Origin of the sequence: Methylobacterium sp. BE186, assembly GCF_031457035.1 — a bacterium.
Taxonomy (GTDB): Bacteria; Pseudomonadota; Alphaproteobacteria; order Rhizobiales; family Beijerinckiaceae; genus Methylobacterium; species Methylobacterium segetis.
The window spans coordinates 26838-43155 of sequence record NZ_JAVDVV010000031.1 but is presented as its reverse complement, the minus strand read 5'-3'; the positions used below and the strand labels follow the sequence as shown (position 1 = coordinate 43155).

The window sequence follows — 16318 nt, the reverse complement described above, 5'->3', positions numbered from 1 at the left end:
GCGATGCAGAACGACGGACAGACACGGGTGCTCGTCGCGGGAGGCGCCGGCTTCATCGGGTCGCACCTGATCGACGCGCTGATCGCGGAGGGCGCGCGCGTCACCTGCCTCGATTCCTTCCTCACGGGGCGCAAGGCCAACATCGCCCATCTCGCCCGGGAGCCGCGCTTCGACCTCGTCGAGGCCGACATCATCGATCCGCTGCCCGAACTGCCCCGCTTCGACTGGATCTTCAATCTCGCCTGCGCCGCCTCGCCGCCGCACTACCAGGCGGACCCGCAGCACACGATGATGACCTGCGTCGTCGGCTCGCACCAACTCCTCGAACTCGCGCGGGCGAGCGGTGCCCGCTTCCTCCAGGCCTCGACCAGCGAGGTCTACGGCGACCCCGAGGTGCACCCCCAGGAGGAGAGCTACTGGGGCCACGTCAATCCGACGGGGCCGCGCGCCTGTTACGACGAGGGCAAGCGCTCGGCCGAGACCCTGGCCTTCGACTACGAGCGCCGCTACGACCTCGACATCCGCGTCGCGCGCATCTTCAACACCTACGGGCCGCGCATGCGGGCGGATGACGGGCGCGTCGTCTCGAACGTGATCTGCCAAGCGCTCACGAACCAGCCGATCACTGTCTACGGCGACGGCGAGCAGACCCGTTCCTTCTGCTACGTCAGCGACCTCGTCGACGGGCTGATGCGCCTGATGCGGCTCGACGCGTCGCCCGGCGGACCGGTCAATCTCGGCAATCCGCGCGAGATGACGGTGGCCGAGCTGGTCTCCGTGGTCACGCGCATGACGGGCACGCGCTCGCCGATCGTGCGGCGGCCTCTTCCCGTCGATGATCCGCAGCGCCGCCGGCCGGACATCACCCGCGCCGGCTGCCTGCTCGACTGGTCGCCGCGCATCGTCCTGGAAGCCGGGCTCGAAGCGACGATCGGCTGGTTCGCCGACGAGGTCGCGCGCCGGGAGCCAGCCCCCGCCTTCGCCGGGCTGGCGGGGTCCATCGCCCGCGCGCACAGGCCGGCCGAGCCGGCCCTGCGCGGCCTCGCGCGGGGCTGACGATGTCCCGCGAGCCCGTCCGCGTCGGCATCGTCGGTGTCGGCAATTGCGCATCGTCCTTCGTGCAGGGCCTGCACTATTACCGGGACGCCGGCCCCGAGGAGTCGGTGCCCGGCCTGACGATGCCCGATCTCGGCGGCTACCGGGTTCGCGACGTCACCGTGGTCTCGGCCTTCGACGTCTCGGCCGCCAAGGTCGGCCAGGATCTGGCCGTCGCGATCCTGGCCGAGCCCAACAACACGCATCGTTTCGCCGAGGTGCCGGGGACGGGCGTGACGGTGCGGCGCGGGCCGACGCTCGACGGGATCGGCCGGTATCTCGGCGACGTGATCCCGGAATCGCCCGAGCCCGTCGCCGACGTCGTGCAGGAACTGGAGCGCACGGGGACGCAGGTGCTCGTCTCCTACCTGCCGGTCGGCTCGCAGCGGGCGAGCGAGTTCTACGCGCGCTGCGCCCTCGATGCGGGCTGCGCCTACGTCAACTGCATCCCCGTCTTCCTCGCCTCGGACGAGGCGTGGCGGAAACGCTTCGAGGAGCGCGGCCTCCCGCTCGTCGGCGACGACATCAAGAGCCAGGTCGGCGCCACCATCGTCCACCGGGTGCTGGCCAACCTCCTGCGCGAGCGCGGCGTGAAGCTGGAGCGCACCTACCAGCTCAATTTCGGCGGCAATTCCGACTTCCTGAACATGCTCGAACGCGAGCGGCTCGAATCGAAGAAGCTCTCGAAGACCCGGGCCGTCACGAGCCAGCTCGCGGCGCCGCTCGCACCCGGCGACATCCATGTCGGCCCGAGCGACCACGTGCCCTGGCTCGCCGATCGGAAATGGGCGCATATCCGGCTGGAGGCGACGGGCTTCGGCGGCGTGCCCCTCAACATGGAGCTGAAGCTCGAGGTCTGGGATTCGCCGAACTCGGCCGGCATCGTCATCGACGCCGTGCGCTGCGCCCGCCTCGCCCTCGACCGCGGCATCGGCGGCGCCCTCGTCGGCCCGTCGAGCTGGTTCATGAAGTCGCCGCCCGTGCAGTTCACGGATTCCGAGGCGCACGACCGGATGCTGGCCTTCGTCGCCGGCGAGGCGGATGCCCGCCGCCGGACCGGCGCATGAGGCGCCTGATCCTCGTCCGCCACGCGAGCCACGACCGGCTCGGCCGGATCCTGTGCGGCCGGATGCCCGGCGTGTCCCTGAGCGGGCAGGGCCGCGTCGAGGCGGCCGCGGTCGCGCGGCGGCTCGGCGGGACCGGGGCGACCCGCATCCTGTCGAGCCCGCGGGAGCGCGCGCAGGAGACCGCCGCGCCGATCGCCGAGGCGCTTGGCCTCCCGGTCGAGACGGCGGACGGGCTCGACGAGATCGATTTCGGCGCCTGGACCGGCCGGTCCTTCTCCGAGCTGGCGGGCGAGCCCGCCTGGGTCGCCTGGAACGAGGCCCGCTCCACCGCCCGCCCGCCGGGAGGGGAGAGCATGGCTGAGGCGCAGCGGCGAATCTGGGACCTCGTCGAAGGCTTCGCCGAGGCGGACGAGGTGATCGCGATCCTCGTGAGCCACGGCGACGTCATCCGCGCCGCGATCCTGCGGCTTCTCGGCCTCTCCCTCGACGCCTATGACGGGCTCGTCGTCGACCCCGCCTCCTGCAGCGAGGTGGCGCTCTGGCCGGGAGGCGGCCGCCTGGTCTCCCTCAACGAGAGGGTCGCCCCATGATCGCGATCAACGCCGGGACGTTGCGTGCGAGATCGGAAGCACTCGGCCCGTGGTTCCACAACATCGACCTGGGGGAGGGGGTCTGGACGGCCCCGGACCACTTCCTCGGCGATTATCCGGCGGTGAAATGGCGCCGCTTCAGCCACGCCCTGCCCGCCGACCTGACCGGCCGCAGCGTCCTCGACATCGGCTGCAACGGCGGCTTCTACGCGATCGAGATGAAGCGGCGGGGGGCTGCACGCGTCCTCGCCCTCGATTCCGACGAGCGCTACCTCGCGCAGGGCCGCTTCGCCGCAGACCGGCTCGGCCACGAGATCGAGTTCCGCAACCTCTCGGTCTACGACGTCGGCGCGCTGGGCGAACGCTTCGACGTCGTGCTCTTCATGGGCGTGCTCTACCACCTGCGCCACCCGCTCCTCGCCCTCGACCTGATCCGCGAGCACGTCGTGGGAGACCTCCTCGTCTTCCAGTCGATGCTGCGGGGCTCGCCTGCGGTCGAGAGGGTGCCCGAGGATTGCGATTTCTGGGACATGGACCAGTTCGAGCGCCCGGGCTACCCGCGCCTGCACTTCATCGAGGGCGCCTACGCGCACGACCTCACGAACTGGTGGATCCCGAACCGGGCCGGGATGGAGGCGATGCTGCGCGCGAGCGGCTTCTCGATCGAGAGTCGGCCCGAGCCCGAGGTCTATCTCTGCCGGTGCTCCGAACGCCCCTACGGGGCGGAGGCGGCCTATCCGGCCCGCAATCCGACGCAGGAAGGAGCCCGATGATCGAAGCGGTGATGCTCTGGAACGAGCCCAACAACAAGTCCCACTGGGACCCGGACCTCGATCCCGACTGGCTCCTGTTCGCCGAGATGGTGAAGGCGGCGAGCAGCGCGATCCGGGCCGAGAACGCGCGGCTGCCGCAGGTTCTCGGCGGCATCTCGCCGATCGACCCGGGCTTCATCGGGCGGATGGCCGCCCAGGGCGTGCTCGACGCCGTCGACGCCGTGGCGGTCCACGGCTTCCCCCTCGATTGGAACCTCTGGCAGATCCACGAATGGCCGGCCAAGATCGACGAGATCCGGGCCGTGACCGGTCTGCCGGTCTGGGTCTCCGAGGTCGGCGTGTCGAGCTTCGGCGCCGAGGAGGTGCAGGGCTGGGGCTGCGCCCGCACCGCGGAGCTGCTGAAGGGCCGGGCACCGCGGATCCACTGGTACAGCCTCTACGATCTGCCGCGCGGGTGGGAGGCCACGACGCGGCACCGGGAGGCGGAGGGATCCTCCTACTACCGCCACTTCCACATGGGTCTTCTGCGGCAGGATGGGACGCCGAAGGTGGCGCTCGACGCGTTCGCGAAGCACACGCCCGAGCTCGGCCTGTGCCAATGGTTCCACTTCGAGGATCACCGCCTCGACGATGCGGTCGCCTGGATGAAACGGCTGGGTGTGACCTACCTGCGCACCGGCCTGTCCTGGGCCGACAGCTTCCGCCCCAATGCCCTCGACTGGTTCGACCGCCAGATGGAGGCGCTCGCCGATTTCGACGTGACCGTGACCTTCTGCTTCACGCCCGAGCACCGGGGCATCGCCCCGCACCACACGAGCCCGCCCCTGGTGCGCGAGGAATTCGCCGCGTTCTGCGCCGAGATGGTCCGGCGCTACGCCCCCGGGGCGGCGCTCGCCGCCGAGCCGGGCGACACACAACGTGTGCTGCTGCCGAGCCTCTGACCACCTCTCGGCAGGCACGGCCCTGCCTCGCACGCCCCGGCGCGCAGAGGCAGGGCGCAGGTTCCTTATCGATCCGCCTTCTCGCCCGAGATCGTGAGTTCGAGGTAACGGCGGGTGGTCGGGCCGACGAGCTCGCGGACGCGGCGGGCCATCGCCTCTTCCTCCTTCAGCGATTGCTGGAAGCCGGTGATGCTCCCCCGTTGCCCGGCCGCCTCGGTGATCGTCAGGAGGGATTCGTAGGCCGCGATCTCGAAATTCTCGAAGGCATGGTTCGCGTAGGTGTTCTTCAGGATCTCGTCCTGGGCGGGGGTGTGGCCGATCGCCATCATGTTCCCGACGAAGCCGAGGAAGCCCTCCTTGAGCGCCGACGGGCTGTCGCCCACCGCCTGGAGCGCTTCCTCGAGCCGGGTGCGCTGGCCGTGGGTCTCCTCGATGTGGCGGCGCAGCGCGTCCTCCATCTCGGGATAGCGCTGCAGGCGCTCGACCTGACGCTCCATGATCTGAAGCGCCTGCATCTCCAGGGCATGCGTGTTCTTCAGGGCCGTCACATAGATGTCGCGCGTGTCGAGAGTCATCGAAAATGTCCTCTTTGCGATGCTGGAACGGATTGCAAATCGCAAAGCCTCGGACCTGATGAAAGTTCCTGCGACCGAATTCTTCGGAATGGCCGCGCTTTGCGCGATAGGCGGGAAATTAATTTGGATTAATAAGTGTAATCTTTGCTTGGCGGCTCGGAACAACCGATCTCAGGCGTGATTTCCTCAACGAAACCCGCCCCTTGCCACGTCGCCGGTCGGTCCCTCTTCGCATCGTCGCCGGACAGGATCGTCGCTCACGCACGGAAGATCGTGTCCGCGGCACCCCCGCGGCCGGTCCAGGCGAAGCCATGGGGCTCGGACGTCACGCAGGCTCGCGGCGGGTGTTCCCGGACAACCATCACAGCGCACAGCAGGAGCCGACCCATGTACTATTTCGACAAGCGCACCCAGTACCCCGTCCGCGTCGACAGCCCGGATCCGGTCTACGCCCGCATGCTGCAGCAGGCCATCGGCGGCATCGAGGGTGAGATCCGCGTCTGTATGCAGTACTTCTTCCAGGCCTGGGGCGCCCGCGGTCCGACGACGAAGTACCGCGACATGCTGCTGAACACCGCGACCGAGGAGATCGGCCATATCGAGATGCTCGCCACCGCCGTCGCCCTGAACCTGGAGACGGCCCCCACCAAGGTGCAGGAGGCCGGCGCAGCGGACGCGATCGTAGGGGCGGTGCTGGGCGGCGAGAACCCGCGCCACGTCGCCGAGGGCATGCTGCACAAGACGCTGCTCTCGACCGGCATGTCCGCCTTCCCCGGCAACGCGGACGGCGTGCCGTTCGACATGAGCCACATCTACGCCAGCGGGAACCTCGCCGCGGACATGTACTGCAACGTGGCGGCAGAGGCGACCGGCCGTACCCTGGCGGTGCGCCTGTACAATGCCACGAACGACCCGGGCATGCGCGACATGTGGAGCTTCCTGATCGCCCGCGACACCATGCATCAGCAGCAATGGCTCGCCGTGGTCGAGGACCTTGGGGGCAAGGAGGCCAACCTACCGATTCCGAACAGCTTCCCGCAGGAGGCCGAGAAGCAGGAATTCAGCTACCAGTTCTTCGCGACCTCGCACGACGGTTCGCCGCCCCCCGAAGGCCGCTGGACGAGCGGCCCGTCGCTCGACGGCAAGGGCACGTTCGGCGTGTTCCAGAACAAGCCGATGGGCGAGGAGCCGGTCCTCGGCCCGGCAAGGCCGGACAGCGCCGCACAGACCCAGCAGATGGGCTGAGCGATGGGCGGGCGGAGCCGGAGGCTCCGCCCGCGATCCATCCCATCCGGATTTTTGCAGGAAGGCGGCGCTTCGAGCGCCGGAGGAGATTGGGCATGAGCGCACACAGGCCCCTGAACCAGCAGGTGATCGTCGTCACCGGCGCGTCGAGCGGGATCGGTCTCGCCACTGCGCGCGCCGCCGCATCGCGCGGGGCTCGGGTCGTCCTCGCGGCGCGGAACGTCGAGGCGCTCGCCGAGCTACAATCCGAGATCGCGCGGGAGGGCGGGCGAGCCGAGATCGTGCGCGCGGATGTGAGCGACCGGGCGCAGGTCGAGGCCGTGGCGGAGCGGGCGGTCTCGTGCTTCGGGCGCATCGACACCTGGGTCAACAACGCCGGCCTGTCGATCTTCGGGCGCCTCGAGGAAGTCAGCGACGACGATAGCCGCAGGCTGTTCGAGACGAACTTCTGGGGCGTCGTACACGGCTCTCTGGTCGCTCTGCCTCACCTGAAGCGGAGCGGGGGTGTCCTGATCAACCTCGGCAGCGTCGCCTCGGACCTCGCCTTCCCCCTGCAGGGCATGTACTGCGCGACGAAGCACGCGATCAAAGGCTTCACCGACGCCCTTCGGATCGAGCTGGAGGAGGAGGGCGCACCGGTCGCGGTGACGCTCATCAAGCCGGCGGCGATCGACACGCCCTTCCCGGAGAACGCGAAGAACTACACGGATCGGCAGCCGAAGCTGCCCCCGCCCGTCTACCGGACCGAGGAAGTGGCGGAGGCGATCGTCCACGCCGCCGTTCACCCGCAGCGCGACATCTACGTCGGGGGCGGCGGGCGCGTGATGAGCGCGGCTCAGAGCCTCGCGCCCCGCACCTTCGATCGAGTCGCCCGAACCATGATCGCCCAGCAGCTTCGCGACGAGCCGGCCCACGACCGGGACGGGACGCTCTACAGGCCGGGTCAGGGTGGCCGCACGAGCGGCGATCATCCCGGCTACGTCATGCGCCGCAGCCTCTACACCCGCAGCGTGCTCCATCCCGTCACCGCGGCCGCCGTCGCGGCGGCCATCGGGCTCGCCGCTACGAGCCTGATCGGAAGCGGCCGGCGGCGGAGCTGAGGGGTTCGGCAACTCGGCGGGCGGCCAGTGCGTTGCAGGGATCCTGAAACGCATCCCGAACGGGAGACCCGCCATGCTCAACCGTCTTGCCGGCGCCGCCGGCCTTCTCGCCCTCTCCGCCGGCCTCGCTCTCGCGCAGGCGCCAGCCGCGACCGGCACCGCACCGCAGGCCAACCAGGCCAGCGGCGACCTGAAGGAGTTCCAGGTCGCCAAGCTCGCGAAGGTCAGCCTCGCGCAAGCCCTCGCCACCGCCGAGAGCCAGGGCGACAAGGGCCGGGCGATCGACGCCGATTTCGAGAAGGCCGACGGCAAGAACCCGGCGCATTACAGCATCAAGGTCGTCTATCCCGACGGCAAGCTGATCGAGTACGGCATCGATGCGGATAGCGGCGCCGTCTACAAGAGCGAGAACCAGCCGATCGAGCGCTACTTCACCCGTCTGAAGACCGCCGACTTCCAGAACGCCAAGACCTCGCTCAAGGACGCGCTCGCCATCGCCGAGCAGAAGGCCGGCGGCGGCAAGGCCTACGAGGCGGAGGTCGAGCGCGACGGACAATCCGTGCAGTACGAGATCTCCGTCGCACTCGCGGACCGGTCCCAGGAGGTCAAGGTCGGGCCGGACGGCAAGGTGATCGGGAACTGAGTTGGGGTCCGAGCCGGAGTAACGACACAGATCGGGGAGGGCCGGTTCGCCACGGGGCGGACCGGCCCACTCGCTTCGGGGCCCTGCCGGGAGCGCATACCACTCATGGTAGCGTGGTCCTGTTGCCGCACCCGAAGCCAAGCTATGCTGTTCGCTAAGGCAGATTACGGTCGCGCGTTGAGCAATCCCTTCATCCGCAAGCTGGAGCATGCCGGCTTGCTGTCGGCGGAGGAACGGCAGGCCCTCGCGTCGCTCTCCCAGAACGCGCGCGCGCTCGCAGCGCGTCAGGAGTTCCCGTCCGACGGCGAATTCGAGCGCATCTACATCGTGATGAGCGGTCTCGCCTGCCGCTACAAGACGCTTCTCGACGGCACGCGGCGCATCGTCTCCTTCGTCCTGCCGGGTGACCTCTGCCGCGTTCCGCCACGCAGCAGCCGAGCCACGGAATGGCGGGTTTCCGCGCTCACGCGCACATCCGTCGTCGACGTGTCACGGACTGCGCTGCAGGACGCGATGGCTCGGTATCCCGGGATCAACCGCGCCCTCTGGTGGCTCGCCCTGGTCGAGCTCAACCGCTCCCGCGAGTGGCTCGTCAACGACAGCCGCCCGGCCGTGCAGCGTCTCGCGCACCTGCTCTGCGAGTTGCTCACCTGCCTCAGGGCCGTCGGGCTCGTCGACGGGTCGGGCTGCGAGTTCAACCTCTCGCAAGTCGACCTCGCGGACGCCCTCGGCGTGTCGCACGTCCACATCAACCGGGTCCTGCAGACGCTGCGCAAGGAGGAGTTGATCGTGTGGCAGCGCCACCGGCTACTCGTGCCGGACATGGAGCGGCTGCGGGACTTTGCGGGGTTCGATCCGGCCTATCTCGACCTCGAGGGCCTGTCGGCGTCCTCGGACCCGGTGCCGGCCGGGGACTAGGTCGCCGGCCGGCTCACTCGATATGCGTGCCCCGTCGCCTCAGGCGGTCCGGGCCTCGAGCTTGTTCACGCCGAGCGCGAGCAGCGTCGCGATGGCACCCGACAGCAGATACAGCCCGACGCAGGCCAGCCCGTAGCGGCTGGACAGGCTGAGCACCACGAGCGGCGCGAAGCCGGCACCGACCACCCAGGCGAGATCCGAGCTCAGCGCCGAACCGGTGTAGCGGTAGCGCGTCCCGAAATTCGAGGAGACGGCGCCCGCCGTCTGCCCGTAGGACAGGCCGAGCAGCCCGAAGCCCACCACCACGTAGACCGTCTGTCCCGCCATGCTGTCGCCGAACAGGAGGGGCGCCAGGATGCTGCCGAGCGCGAAGAGCGCGATCAGGCCGGCGCAGATCGCGAGCATGGTCCTGCGCCCGATCTGATCCGCCATCAGGCCGGATGCCAGGATCGCGCCCGCGGCCATGGTCGCACCGGCGAACTGAACCATCAGGAACTCGCCCGCCGAGCGCTGGGTGAACAGCGTGATCCAGCTGATCGGGAAGATCGTGACGAGGTGGAAGAGCGCGAAGCTCGCCAGCGGCACGAAGGCGGCGATGAGGACGTGCCGCCAATGCACCCGCAGCAATTCCAGGACGGGCACCGGCTCCAGCTCCTGCGTCTGGAGGAGGTTGACGAACTCGTCCGTGGCGACGAGGCGCAGCCGCGCGAACAGGGCGACCACGTTCACCGCGAAGGCGACGTAGAACGGGTAGCGCCAACCCCAATCGAGGAAGTCCTCGGGCGTCAGGTTGGCCAGGAAGAACGAGAACAGCGCGCTCGCCAGCATGAAGCCGAGGGGGGCCCCGAGTTGCGGCATGGCCGCGTACCAACCGCGGCGATTCTCCGGCGCGTTCAGCGCCAGCAGCGACGCGAGGCCGTCCCAGGCGCCGCCGAGCGCGAGCCCCTGGCCGATCCGAAAGGCGGCGAGCAGAACGATCGCCGTCTTCCCGAGATGGTCGTAGCTCGGCAGGAAGCTGATCGCGGCGGTCGACGAGCCGAGCAGGAAGAGCGCGATCGTCAGCTTCACGCCGCGCCCGTAGCGCCGATCCACCTCCATGAAGGCGATGGACCCGATCGGGCGCGCCACGAAGGCGAGGGCGAAGATCCCGAAGGCGTAGAGGGTGCCGGTGAGCGGCTCGGCGAAGGGGAAGAACACCTTCGGGAAGATGAGCACCGAGGCGATGCCGAACACGAAGAAGTCGAAGAACTCCGAGGTGCGGCCGATGATGACGCCCATCGCGATCTCGCTCGGGTCGACCTTGTGGTCGGTCGAGACGAGGCGGGCATCGCGCTCGAGCGGGTCGGATGCGGGCAAGGCGTAGTCTGAGCTCATCGTCGGCAGGTCGCTCTCTGAAGCGACGGAAACGGGCCGCCGTTTCCGGAAACGGGAATTATGGCGCGTGCGCACCGCAGGATCACGGCGGCGCGGCGACGCGCCCTCATGCATCCGTTCGGCCGGAGGAACATATCCGGTCCGGTCAACCCTGCCATGCCTGCGGCGCCCACAGGTGAGACATCGGTGCACTTGCCATACCGACATGGTGCAGCGCAGTAAAGCCGCGTGATTCCCGGGGTGCGTTCCGACGCGCCGCGTCCGGGTCCAGAATTGCCGTCCCGGCCCACCATCGATACGATCTGATGCGTCTCAGACAGCTTCGCGCCCTCGCGCTGGTCCCCCTGCTCGGCCTGCTGGCGGGCTGCAACATGGTCGTGATGCAGCCGTTCGGCGACATCGCCGTCCGGCAGCGCGACCTCGTCATCGCCTCGACGGGGCTGATGCTGCTCATCATCCTGCCGGTGATCGCGCTGACGCTCTTCTTCGCGTGGCGGTACCGCGCGTCGAACACGCAGGCCACCTACGATCCCGACTGGCACCACTCGACCCAGCTCGAGGTCGTGATCTGGGCCGCGCCGCTGGTGATCATCATCGCGCTCGGCGCGCTGACCTGGATCAGCACCCACACGCTCGATCCCTACCGGCCCCTGTCCCGGCTCGACGCGTCGCGGCCGCTGCCGGCGGACGTGAAGCCCGTCACGGTCGAGGTCGTCGCCCTCGATTGGAAGTGGCTGTTCTTCTATCCCGATCAGGGCATCGCGACCGTGAACGAGCTCGCGGCACCCGTCGACGTGCCGATCAACTTCAAGATCACCTCGGCCTCGATCATGAACTCGTTCTACATTCCGGCTCTGGCGGGCCAGATCTACGCCATGGCCGGCATGGAGACGAAGCTGCACGCGGTGATCAACAAGGCCGGCACCTACGAGGGCTTCTCGGCCAATTACAGCGGCTCCGGCTTCTCCCGGATGAACTTCAAGTTCCACGGGCTCGATAAGGACGGCTTCGACCAGTGGGTCGCCAAGGTGAAGGCCGACGGCAAGACCCTGACCCGCGAGGCCTACCTGAAGCTCGAGAAGCCGAGCGAGCAGGAGCCGGTCCAGTACTTCGCGTCCTCCGACCAGGGTCTCTACAGCGCGATCCTCAACATGTGCGCGGTGCCCGGCAAGATGTGCATGAGCGAGATGATGCACATCGACGCGATGGGCGGCGCGGGCAAGGAGAGCCACCACAACCGGGAGCGGCTGGAATACGACAACCGCCATGCCGTCTCGGGCGAGGAGGGCGAGGCCGCCACCGTCCCCGCCTCCGGGCGCCCCGCCAAGGGCGATGTGCAGCCGCAGGGCATGAAGCCCGACGGGCAGGACCCCGCCGTCAAAGGCCACGGCGAGGCTCCCGATGCAGGCCACGACCATTCCGGGCACCAGCACGGCACCCCGGCGCCCGCGCAACTGAACCACTGAGCCGGCGCCTCGACGGCCGCCGCACCCCGCCAACGAGCGAAAACCCATGTTCTCGAATCTGGATCTCCAGAAACTGATCTTCGGGCGCCTGACACTCGAAGCGATTCCCTACCACGAGCCGATCCTGATCATCACCTTTATCGGCGTCGTCCTCGGCGGCGTCGCGGTGCTCGGCGCGATCACCTATTTCCGCTTCTGGGGCACCCTCTGGCGCGACTGGATCACGAGCGTCGATCACAAGAAGATCGGCATCATGTACGTGATCCTGGCGCTCGTCATGCTGCTGCGCGGCTTCGCGGACGCGCTCATGATGCGGGCCCAGCAGGCGATGGCCTTCGGCGCCAACGAGGGCTACCTGCCGCCGCACCACTACGATCAGATCTTCACCGCCCACGGCGTGATCATGATCTTCTTCTTCGCCATGCCGCTCGTGACGGGGCTGATGAACTTCGTCGTGCCGCTGCAGATCGGCGCCCGCGACGTCGCCTTCCCGTTCCTCAACAACTTCAGCTTCTGGATGACGGTCAGCGGCGCGGTGACCGTGATGGCCTCGCTCTTCGTCGGCGAGTTCGCCCGGACCGGCTGGCTCGCCTATCCGCCGCTCTCCGGCCCGGCGGCGAGCCCCGGCGTCGGCGTCGACTACTACATCTGGGCGCTGCAGATCGCCGGCATCGGCACCCTGCTCTCCGGCATCAACCTCATCGCCACCATCGTGAAGATGCGGGCGCCCGGCATGACCATGATGAAGATGCCGGTCTTCACCTGGACCGCGCTGTGCACCAACGTGCTCATCGTCGCCGCCTTCCCGATCCTGACCGCCGTCCTCGCGCTGCTGTCGCTCGACCGCTACGTCGGCACGCACTTCTTCTCGAACGACCTCGGCGGCAACCCGATGATGTACGTCAACCTCATCTGGATCTGGGGTCATCCGGAGGTCTACATCCTCATCCTGCCCGCCTTCGGCATCTTCTCGGAGGTCGTCTCGACCTATTCGGGCAAGCGCCTGTTCGGCTATGCCTCGATGGTCTACGCCACGGTCGTCATCACGATCCTGTCCTACCTCGTCTGGCTGCACCACTTCTTCACGATGGGGTCGGGTGCGTCGGTGAACTCGTTCTTCGGGATCACGACGATGATCATCTCGATCCCGACGGGCGCCAAGATCTTCAACTGGCTGTTCACGATGTACCGCGGGCGGATCCGCTTCGAGGTGCCGATGCTCTGGACGGTCGGCTTCATGGTGACCTTCGTCGTCGGCGGCATGACCGGCGTGCTCCTCGCCGTGCCCCCGGCCGACTTCGTGCTCCACAATTCGCTGTTCCTGATCGCCCACTTCCACAACGTGATCATCGGCGGCGTGGTGTTCGGCCTGCTCGCGGGCATCACCTACTGGTTCCCGAAGGCGTTCGGCTTCAAGCTCGACCCGTTCTGGGGGAAGATGTCCTTCTGGTTCTGGCTCACCGGCTTCTGGGTCGCCTTCATGCCCCTCTACATCCTGGGCCTGATGGGGGTGACGCGGCGCCTGCAGCACTTCGATGACCCGTCCCTGCAGATCTGGTTCGTGATCGCGGCCTTCGGCGCCTTCCTGATCCTGCTCGGCATCCTCTCCTTCGGGATCCAGCTCGTCGTGAGCGTCCTCCGGCGCGAGGAACTGCGCGACCTGACGGGCGACCCGTGGAACGGCCGCACGCTCGAATGGTCCACCTCCTCGCCGCCGCCGGACTACAACTTCGCCTTCACGCCCGTGATCCACGATCACGACGCGTGGTGGGACATGAAGAAGCGCGGCTACGACCGGCCGCTGCAGGGATTCCGTGCGATCCACATGCCGAGGAACACCGGCACCGGCTTCATCCTCGGCGTGCTCAGCATCGCCTTCTCGTTCGCGATGATCTGGTACGTCTGGTGGCTCGCGGCGCTGGCCTTCCTGGCGATGTTCGTCGTGACGGTCGGCCACACCTTCAACTACGACCGCGACTTCCACATTCCGGCCGACGACGTCGTCCGGGCCGAGGGCGCGCGCACCGCGCTGATCTCCGGACGGGCCTGAGCCATGGCGACCCTCGCATCCAAGACCCAGGGCCTCGCCGAGACGCCGAGCTTCCACCTGGAGGAGGACCACCATCCGGAAGGCAGCACCATGCTGGGCTTCTGGATCTACCTGATGAGCGACTGCCTCATCTTCGCGGTCCTGTTCGCCACCTACGCCGTGCTCGGCCGCAATTACGCGGCCGGGCCTTCGCCGAAGGACCTGTTCGAGCTGCCGCTCGTGGCTCTCAACACGTCCATGCTGCTCCTCTCCTCCATCACCTACGGCTTTGCCATGCTGGAGATGCAGCGGGACCGGCAGGCCGCCACGCTCGGCTGGCTCGCGGTCACGGGCCTGTTCGGCCTCGGCTTCGTCGGCATCGAGCTCTACGAATTCGCCCACCTGATCCATGAGGGCGCGACGCCCCAGCGCAGCGGCTTCCTCTCCGCCTTCTTCACCCTGGTCGGCACGCACGGCCTGCACGTGAGCCTCGGCATCATCTGGCTCGTGGTGCTGATGATCCAGGTGCGCCAGCGCGGGCTCATCGCCGAGAATCAGCGCCGGCTGATGTGCCTGTCGATGTTCTGGCACTTCCTCGACGTGATCTGGATCGGCGTCTTCACCTTCGTGTACCTGATGGGAGTGCTGCAATGAGCGCCAGCGCCAACTCGCACACCTCCGGCGCGCACGGGGCCGGCCACGGTCACGACCACGGCCATGCCGGCGGCGGCAGCCACGCCACCTTCCGCGGCTACATGACCGGGTTCGTCCTGTCCGTCATTCTCACCGCGATCCCGTTCTGGCTGGTGATGGCGGACGTGCTCGGCGACAACCGCACCACGAGCCTCGTGATCATGGCCTTTGCCGTGGTTCAGATCATCGTGCACATGATCTACTTCCTGCACATGGACACGAAGTCGGAAGGCGGCTGGACCTTCCTGGCGCTGATCTTCACGCTGACACTCGTCGTGATCACGCTGATCGGCTCGCTGTGGGTGATGTATCACCTCAACGCCAACATGATGCCGATGTCGGGCCACGACATGCAGCATCACATGCCGGCCGCGCCCTCCCGCTGACGGGCAGGGCCGTTTCGCGGAGCGCCCATTCGTGAGCGCGCCGAAAGCGGCGCCTCCCCGCCCGACCGGCCGTTTCCTCGGCCTGGTCGGGATCGCGGCGCTCGCCGCCTTCGCAATCCTCGTCGGGCTCGGCACCTGGCAGGTGCAGCGACGGACCTGGAAGCTCGACCTGATCGCCCGGGTCGATGCACGGATCCACGCGGCACCGGCCGCGCCGCCGGCCCGGGAGGCCTGGGCCGCGATCGGAACGGACGACGCCTATCGGCGCCTGCGCGTGCGCGGTCTCTTCCTGCACGACCGGGAGACGCTGGTTCAGGCCGTGACCGAGCTCGGCGGCGGCTTCTGGGTTCTCACCCCCCTCGAGACGCCCGACGGCGACCGGTTCCTGATCAATCGCGGGTTCGTACCGCCCGAGCGCAGAGACGCCGCCACGCGGGCGCAGGGCCAGTTTCCCGGCGAGACGACCGTGACGGGGCTGCTGCGCCTCAGCGAACCCGGTGGCGCCTTCCTGCGTAGCAACGATCCGGCGGGTGGGCGCTGGTTCTCACGCGACGTCGCAGCGATCGCGCAGGCGCGCGGATTGGGGGACGTCGCGCCGTTCTTCATCGATGCGGATGCGAGCGCCAATCCCGGCGGCCTACCGGTCGGAGGCCTGACGATCATCGCGTTCCGGAACGATCACCTCGTCTACGCGCTCACGTGGTACGCCCTGGCCCTGATGGTCGCCGCGGGCACGGCCTACCTGTTCCGCGACGCCCTGCGCCGTCCGCGGCGCGCCTGACGCACCTGCGCGGCCTCAGCCGGGCAGGGCAGGGCCGGAGCGGGCGCGCCGTGCGCCGCTTTGGAGCGGGCGGCGCTCGCGTTCGCCTGCGAGGAGACCGAGCCGGTGCACGAAGGGCGGAATGTCCGGCCGCGGGTCCGTCCATCCGTGCCGCAGCGCGTGACCCGATGAAGGGCGGCCACGTTGCGCGGCCGGCGCCCGATCCTGCGCGACCGCTGCGACGGGCTCAAGGGGCAGGGCGACGGCATCCGAACGGGACAGGCAGGAGAGCACCGAGGGCGACAGGATCGTGCCGCCATCGGTCGTGATCCAGGGCATGCCCGTGTCGTCCTCCAGAACGGCGAAGGCCTCCCCCAGGGCTTGGCGGAGCGTCTCGATCTCCCGCGGCTCGACAGCCTTCGTCTCGACCCCATGCGGCCACAGCGTCAGCAGCGCGGGCCGCTCCAGTTCCTCGTCGCTTATCGTGAGCCCCGTCACCAGCGCCTCCGGGAGCGTCCAGCCTGCGTCGCGGAGGTGCTGCAGCATGCATCGTGCCAGTTCGATCCCCGGCCGGCCGTTCCTCGCGCGAGCGCGCCTGCTTCGCCCGAGCGGAACAGGCGATGAAAGGTCGTCGGAGCGGAGCGCGCCGGGATCGCGGCTGCG

At 68.5% G+C, this 16318-nt stretch carries 17 protein-coding genes; 14 read left to right on the top strand and 3 right to left on the bottom strand.

The genetic code is table 11. From position 1 onward, the window contains the following. Window positions 1–3 precede the first annotated feature (3 nt). From J2X36_RS23210 to J2X36_RS23190, 5 genes are read left to right on the top strand one after another with little or no spacing between them, the layout of a single operon-like run. Window positions 4–1056 (top strand): SDR family oxidoreductase, encoded by a 1053-nt coding sequence (locus tag J2X36_RS23210; protein WP_310354218.1) that lies wholly within the window; start codon window positions 4–6, stop codon window positions 1054–1056. 2 nt (window positions 1057–1058) lie between these two features. Further along, complete coding sequence (locus tag J2X36_RS23205) at window positions 1059–2162, top strand: inositol-3-phosphate synthase (RefSeq protein ID WP_310354216.1); 1104 nt, start codon at window positions 1059–1061, stop codon at window positions 2160–2162. After that, entirely contained in the window at window positions 2159–2752 is a 594-nt protein-coding gene (locus J2X36_RS23200) for a histidine phosphatase family protein (protein WP_310354215.1), read from the top strand. The genes J2X36_RS23205 and J2X36_RS23200 overlap by 4 nt, the downstream gene beginning before the upstream one ends. Continuing rightward, window positions 2749–3525: a TIGR04290 family methyltransferase gene (locus J2X36_RS23195; protein ID WP_310354214.1), complete on the top strand. Its 777-nt coding sequence runs from the start codon at window positions 2749–2751 to the stop codon at window positions 3523–3525. Before J2X36_RS23200 ends, J2X36_RS23195 begins: the two co-directional genes overlap by 4 nt. Beyond that, complete coding sequence (locus J2X36_RS23190; RefSeq protein ID WP_310354213.1) at window positions 3522–4466, top strand: beta-xylosidase; 945 nt, start codon at window positions 3522–3524, stop codon at window positions 4464–4466. The genes J2X36_RS23195 and J2X36_RS23190 overlap by 4 nt, the downstream gene beginning before the upstream one ends. 65 nt (window positions 4467–4531) lie before the next feature. Here J2X36_RS23190 and J2X36_RS23185 read toward each other — a convergent pair whose 3' ends face one another. Continuing rightward, the gene (locus J2X36_RS23185) at window positions 4532–5041 is read right to left on the bottom strand and encodes a ferritin-like domain-containing protein (RefSeq protein ID WP_310354211.1); all 510 of its coding nucleotides are present in this window, start codon (window positions 5039–5041) and stop codon (window positions 4532–4534) included. Window positions 5042–5428: 387 nt separating this feature from the next. On the opposite strand from J2X36_RS23185, the gene J2X36_RS23180 reads away from it, so the two are divergent. The 4 genes from J2X36_RS23180 (at window position 5429) to J2X36_RS23165 (ending at window position 8947) form a co-directional block, all read left to right on the top strand. After that, window positions 5429–6286 carry a manganese catalase family protein gene (locus J2X36_RS23180; RefSeq protein ID WP_132251067.1) on the top strand — a complete coding sequence of 286 codons (858 nt, stop codon included), beginning with the start codon at window positions 5429–5431 and terminating at the stop codon, window positions 6284–6286. An 89-nt stretch (window positions 6287–6375) separates the two neighbouring features. Next, on the top strand, window positions 6376–7386 hold the full coding sequence (locus J2X36_RS23175) for an SDR family oxidoreductase (RefSeq protein WP_405029843.1): 1011 nt from the start codon (window positions 6376–6378) through the stop codon (window positions 7384–7386). A 73-nt stretch (window positions 7387–7459) separates the two neighbouring features. Beyond that, window positions 7460–8029 carry a PepSY domain-containing protein gene (locus J2X36_RS23170; RefSeq protein ID WP_310354206.1) on the top strand — a complete coding sequence of 190 codons (570 nt, stop codon included), beginning with the start codon at window positions 7460–7462 and terminating at the stop codon, window positions 8027–8029. A gap of 177 nt (window positions 8030–8206) precedes the next feature. Continuing rightward, window positions 8207–8947 carry a Crp/Fnr family transcriptional regulator gene (locus J2X36_RS23165; RefSeq protein WP_310354204.1) on the top strand — a complete coding sequence of 247 codons (741 nt, stop codon included), beginning with the start codon at window positions 8207–8209 and terminating at the stop codon, window positions 8945–8947. A 39-nt stretch (window positions 8948–8986) separates the two neighbouring features. On the opposite strand, the gene J2X36_RS23160 is transcribed toward J2X36_RS23165, so the two are convergent. Continuing rightward, entirely contained in the window at window positions 8987–10321 is a 1335-nt protein-coding gene (locus J2X36_RS23160; protein WP_310354202.1) for an MFS transporter, read from the bottom strand. 305 nt (window positions 10322–10626) lie between these two features. On the opposite strand from J2X36_RS23160, the gene cyoA reads away from it, so the two are divergent. From cyoA to J2X36_RS23135, 5 genes are read left to right on the top strand one after another with little or no spacing between them, the layout of a single operon-like run. Continuing rightward, complete coding sequence (gene cyoA / locus J2X36_RS23155; protein WP_310354200.1) at window positions 10627–11787, top strand: ubiquinol oxidase subunit II; 1161 nt, start codon at window positions 10627–10629, stop codon at window positions 11785–11787. A gap of 46 nt (window positions 11788–11833) precedes the next feature. After that, window positions 11834–13837, top strand: a complete 2004-nt coding sequence (gene cyoB / locus J2X36_RS23150) for a cytochrome o ubiquinol oxidase subunit I (protein ID WP_310354199.1) — start codon at window positions 11834–11836, stop codon at window positions 13835–13837. A 3-nt stretch (window positions 13838–13840) separates the two neighbouring features. Next, window positions 13841–14470 (top strand): cytochrome o ubiquinol oxidase subunit III, encoded by a 630-nt coding sequence (cyoC, locus tag J2X36_RS23145; RefSeq protein ID WP_132251053.1) that lies wholly within the window; start codon window positions 13841–13843, stop codon window positions 14468–14470. Next, on the top strand, window positions 14467–14895 hold the full coding sequence (gene cyoD / locus J2X36_RS23140) for a cytochrome o ubiquinol oxidase subunit IV (RefSeq protein ID WP_310354197.1): 429 nt from the start codon (window positions 14467–14469) through the stop codon (window positions 14893–14895). The genes cyoC and cyoD overlap by 4 nt, the downstream gene beginning before the upstream one ends. A 31-nt stretch (window positions 14896–14926) precedes the next feature. Continuing rightward, window positions 14927–15676: an SURF1 family protein gene (locus J2X36_RS23135; RefSeq protein WP_405029842.1), complete on the top strand. Its 750-nt coding sequence runs from the start codon at window positions 14927–14929 to the stop codon at window positions 15674–15676. A gap of 15 nt (window positions 15677–15691) precedes the next feature. Here the strand turns inward: J2X36_RS23135 and J2X36_RS23130 are convergent, their stop codons facing one another. Then, the gene (locus tag J2X36_RS23130) at window positions 15692–16201 is read right to left on the bottom strand and encodes a hypothetical protein (protein WP_310354196.1); all 510 of its coding nucleotides are present in this window, start codon (window positions 16199–16201) and stop codon (window positions 15692–15694) included. Window positions 16202–16318: the final 117 nt, after the last annotated feature.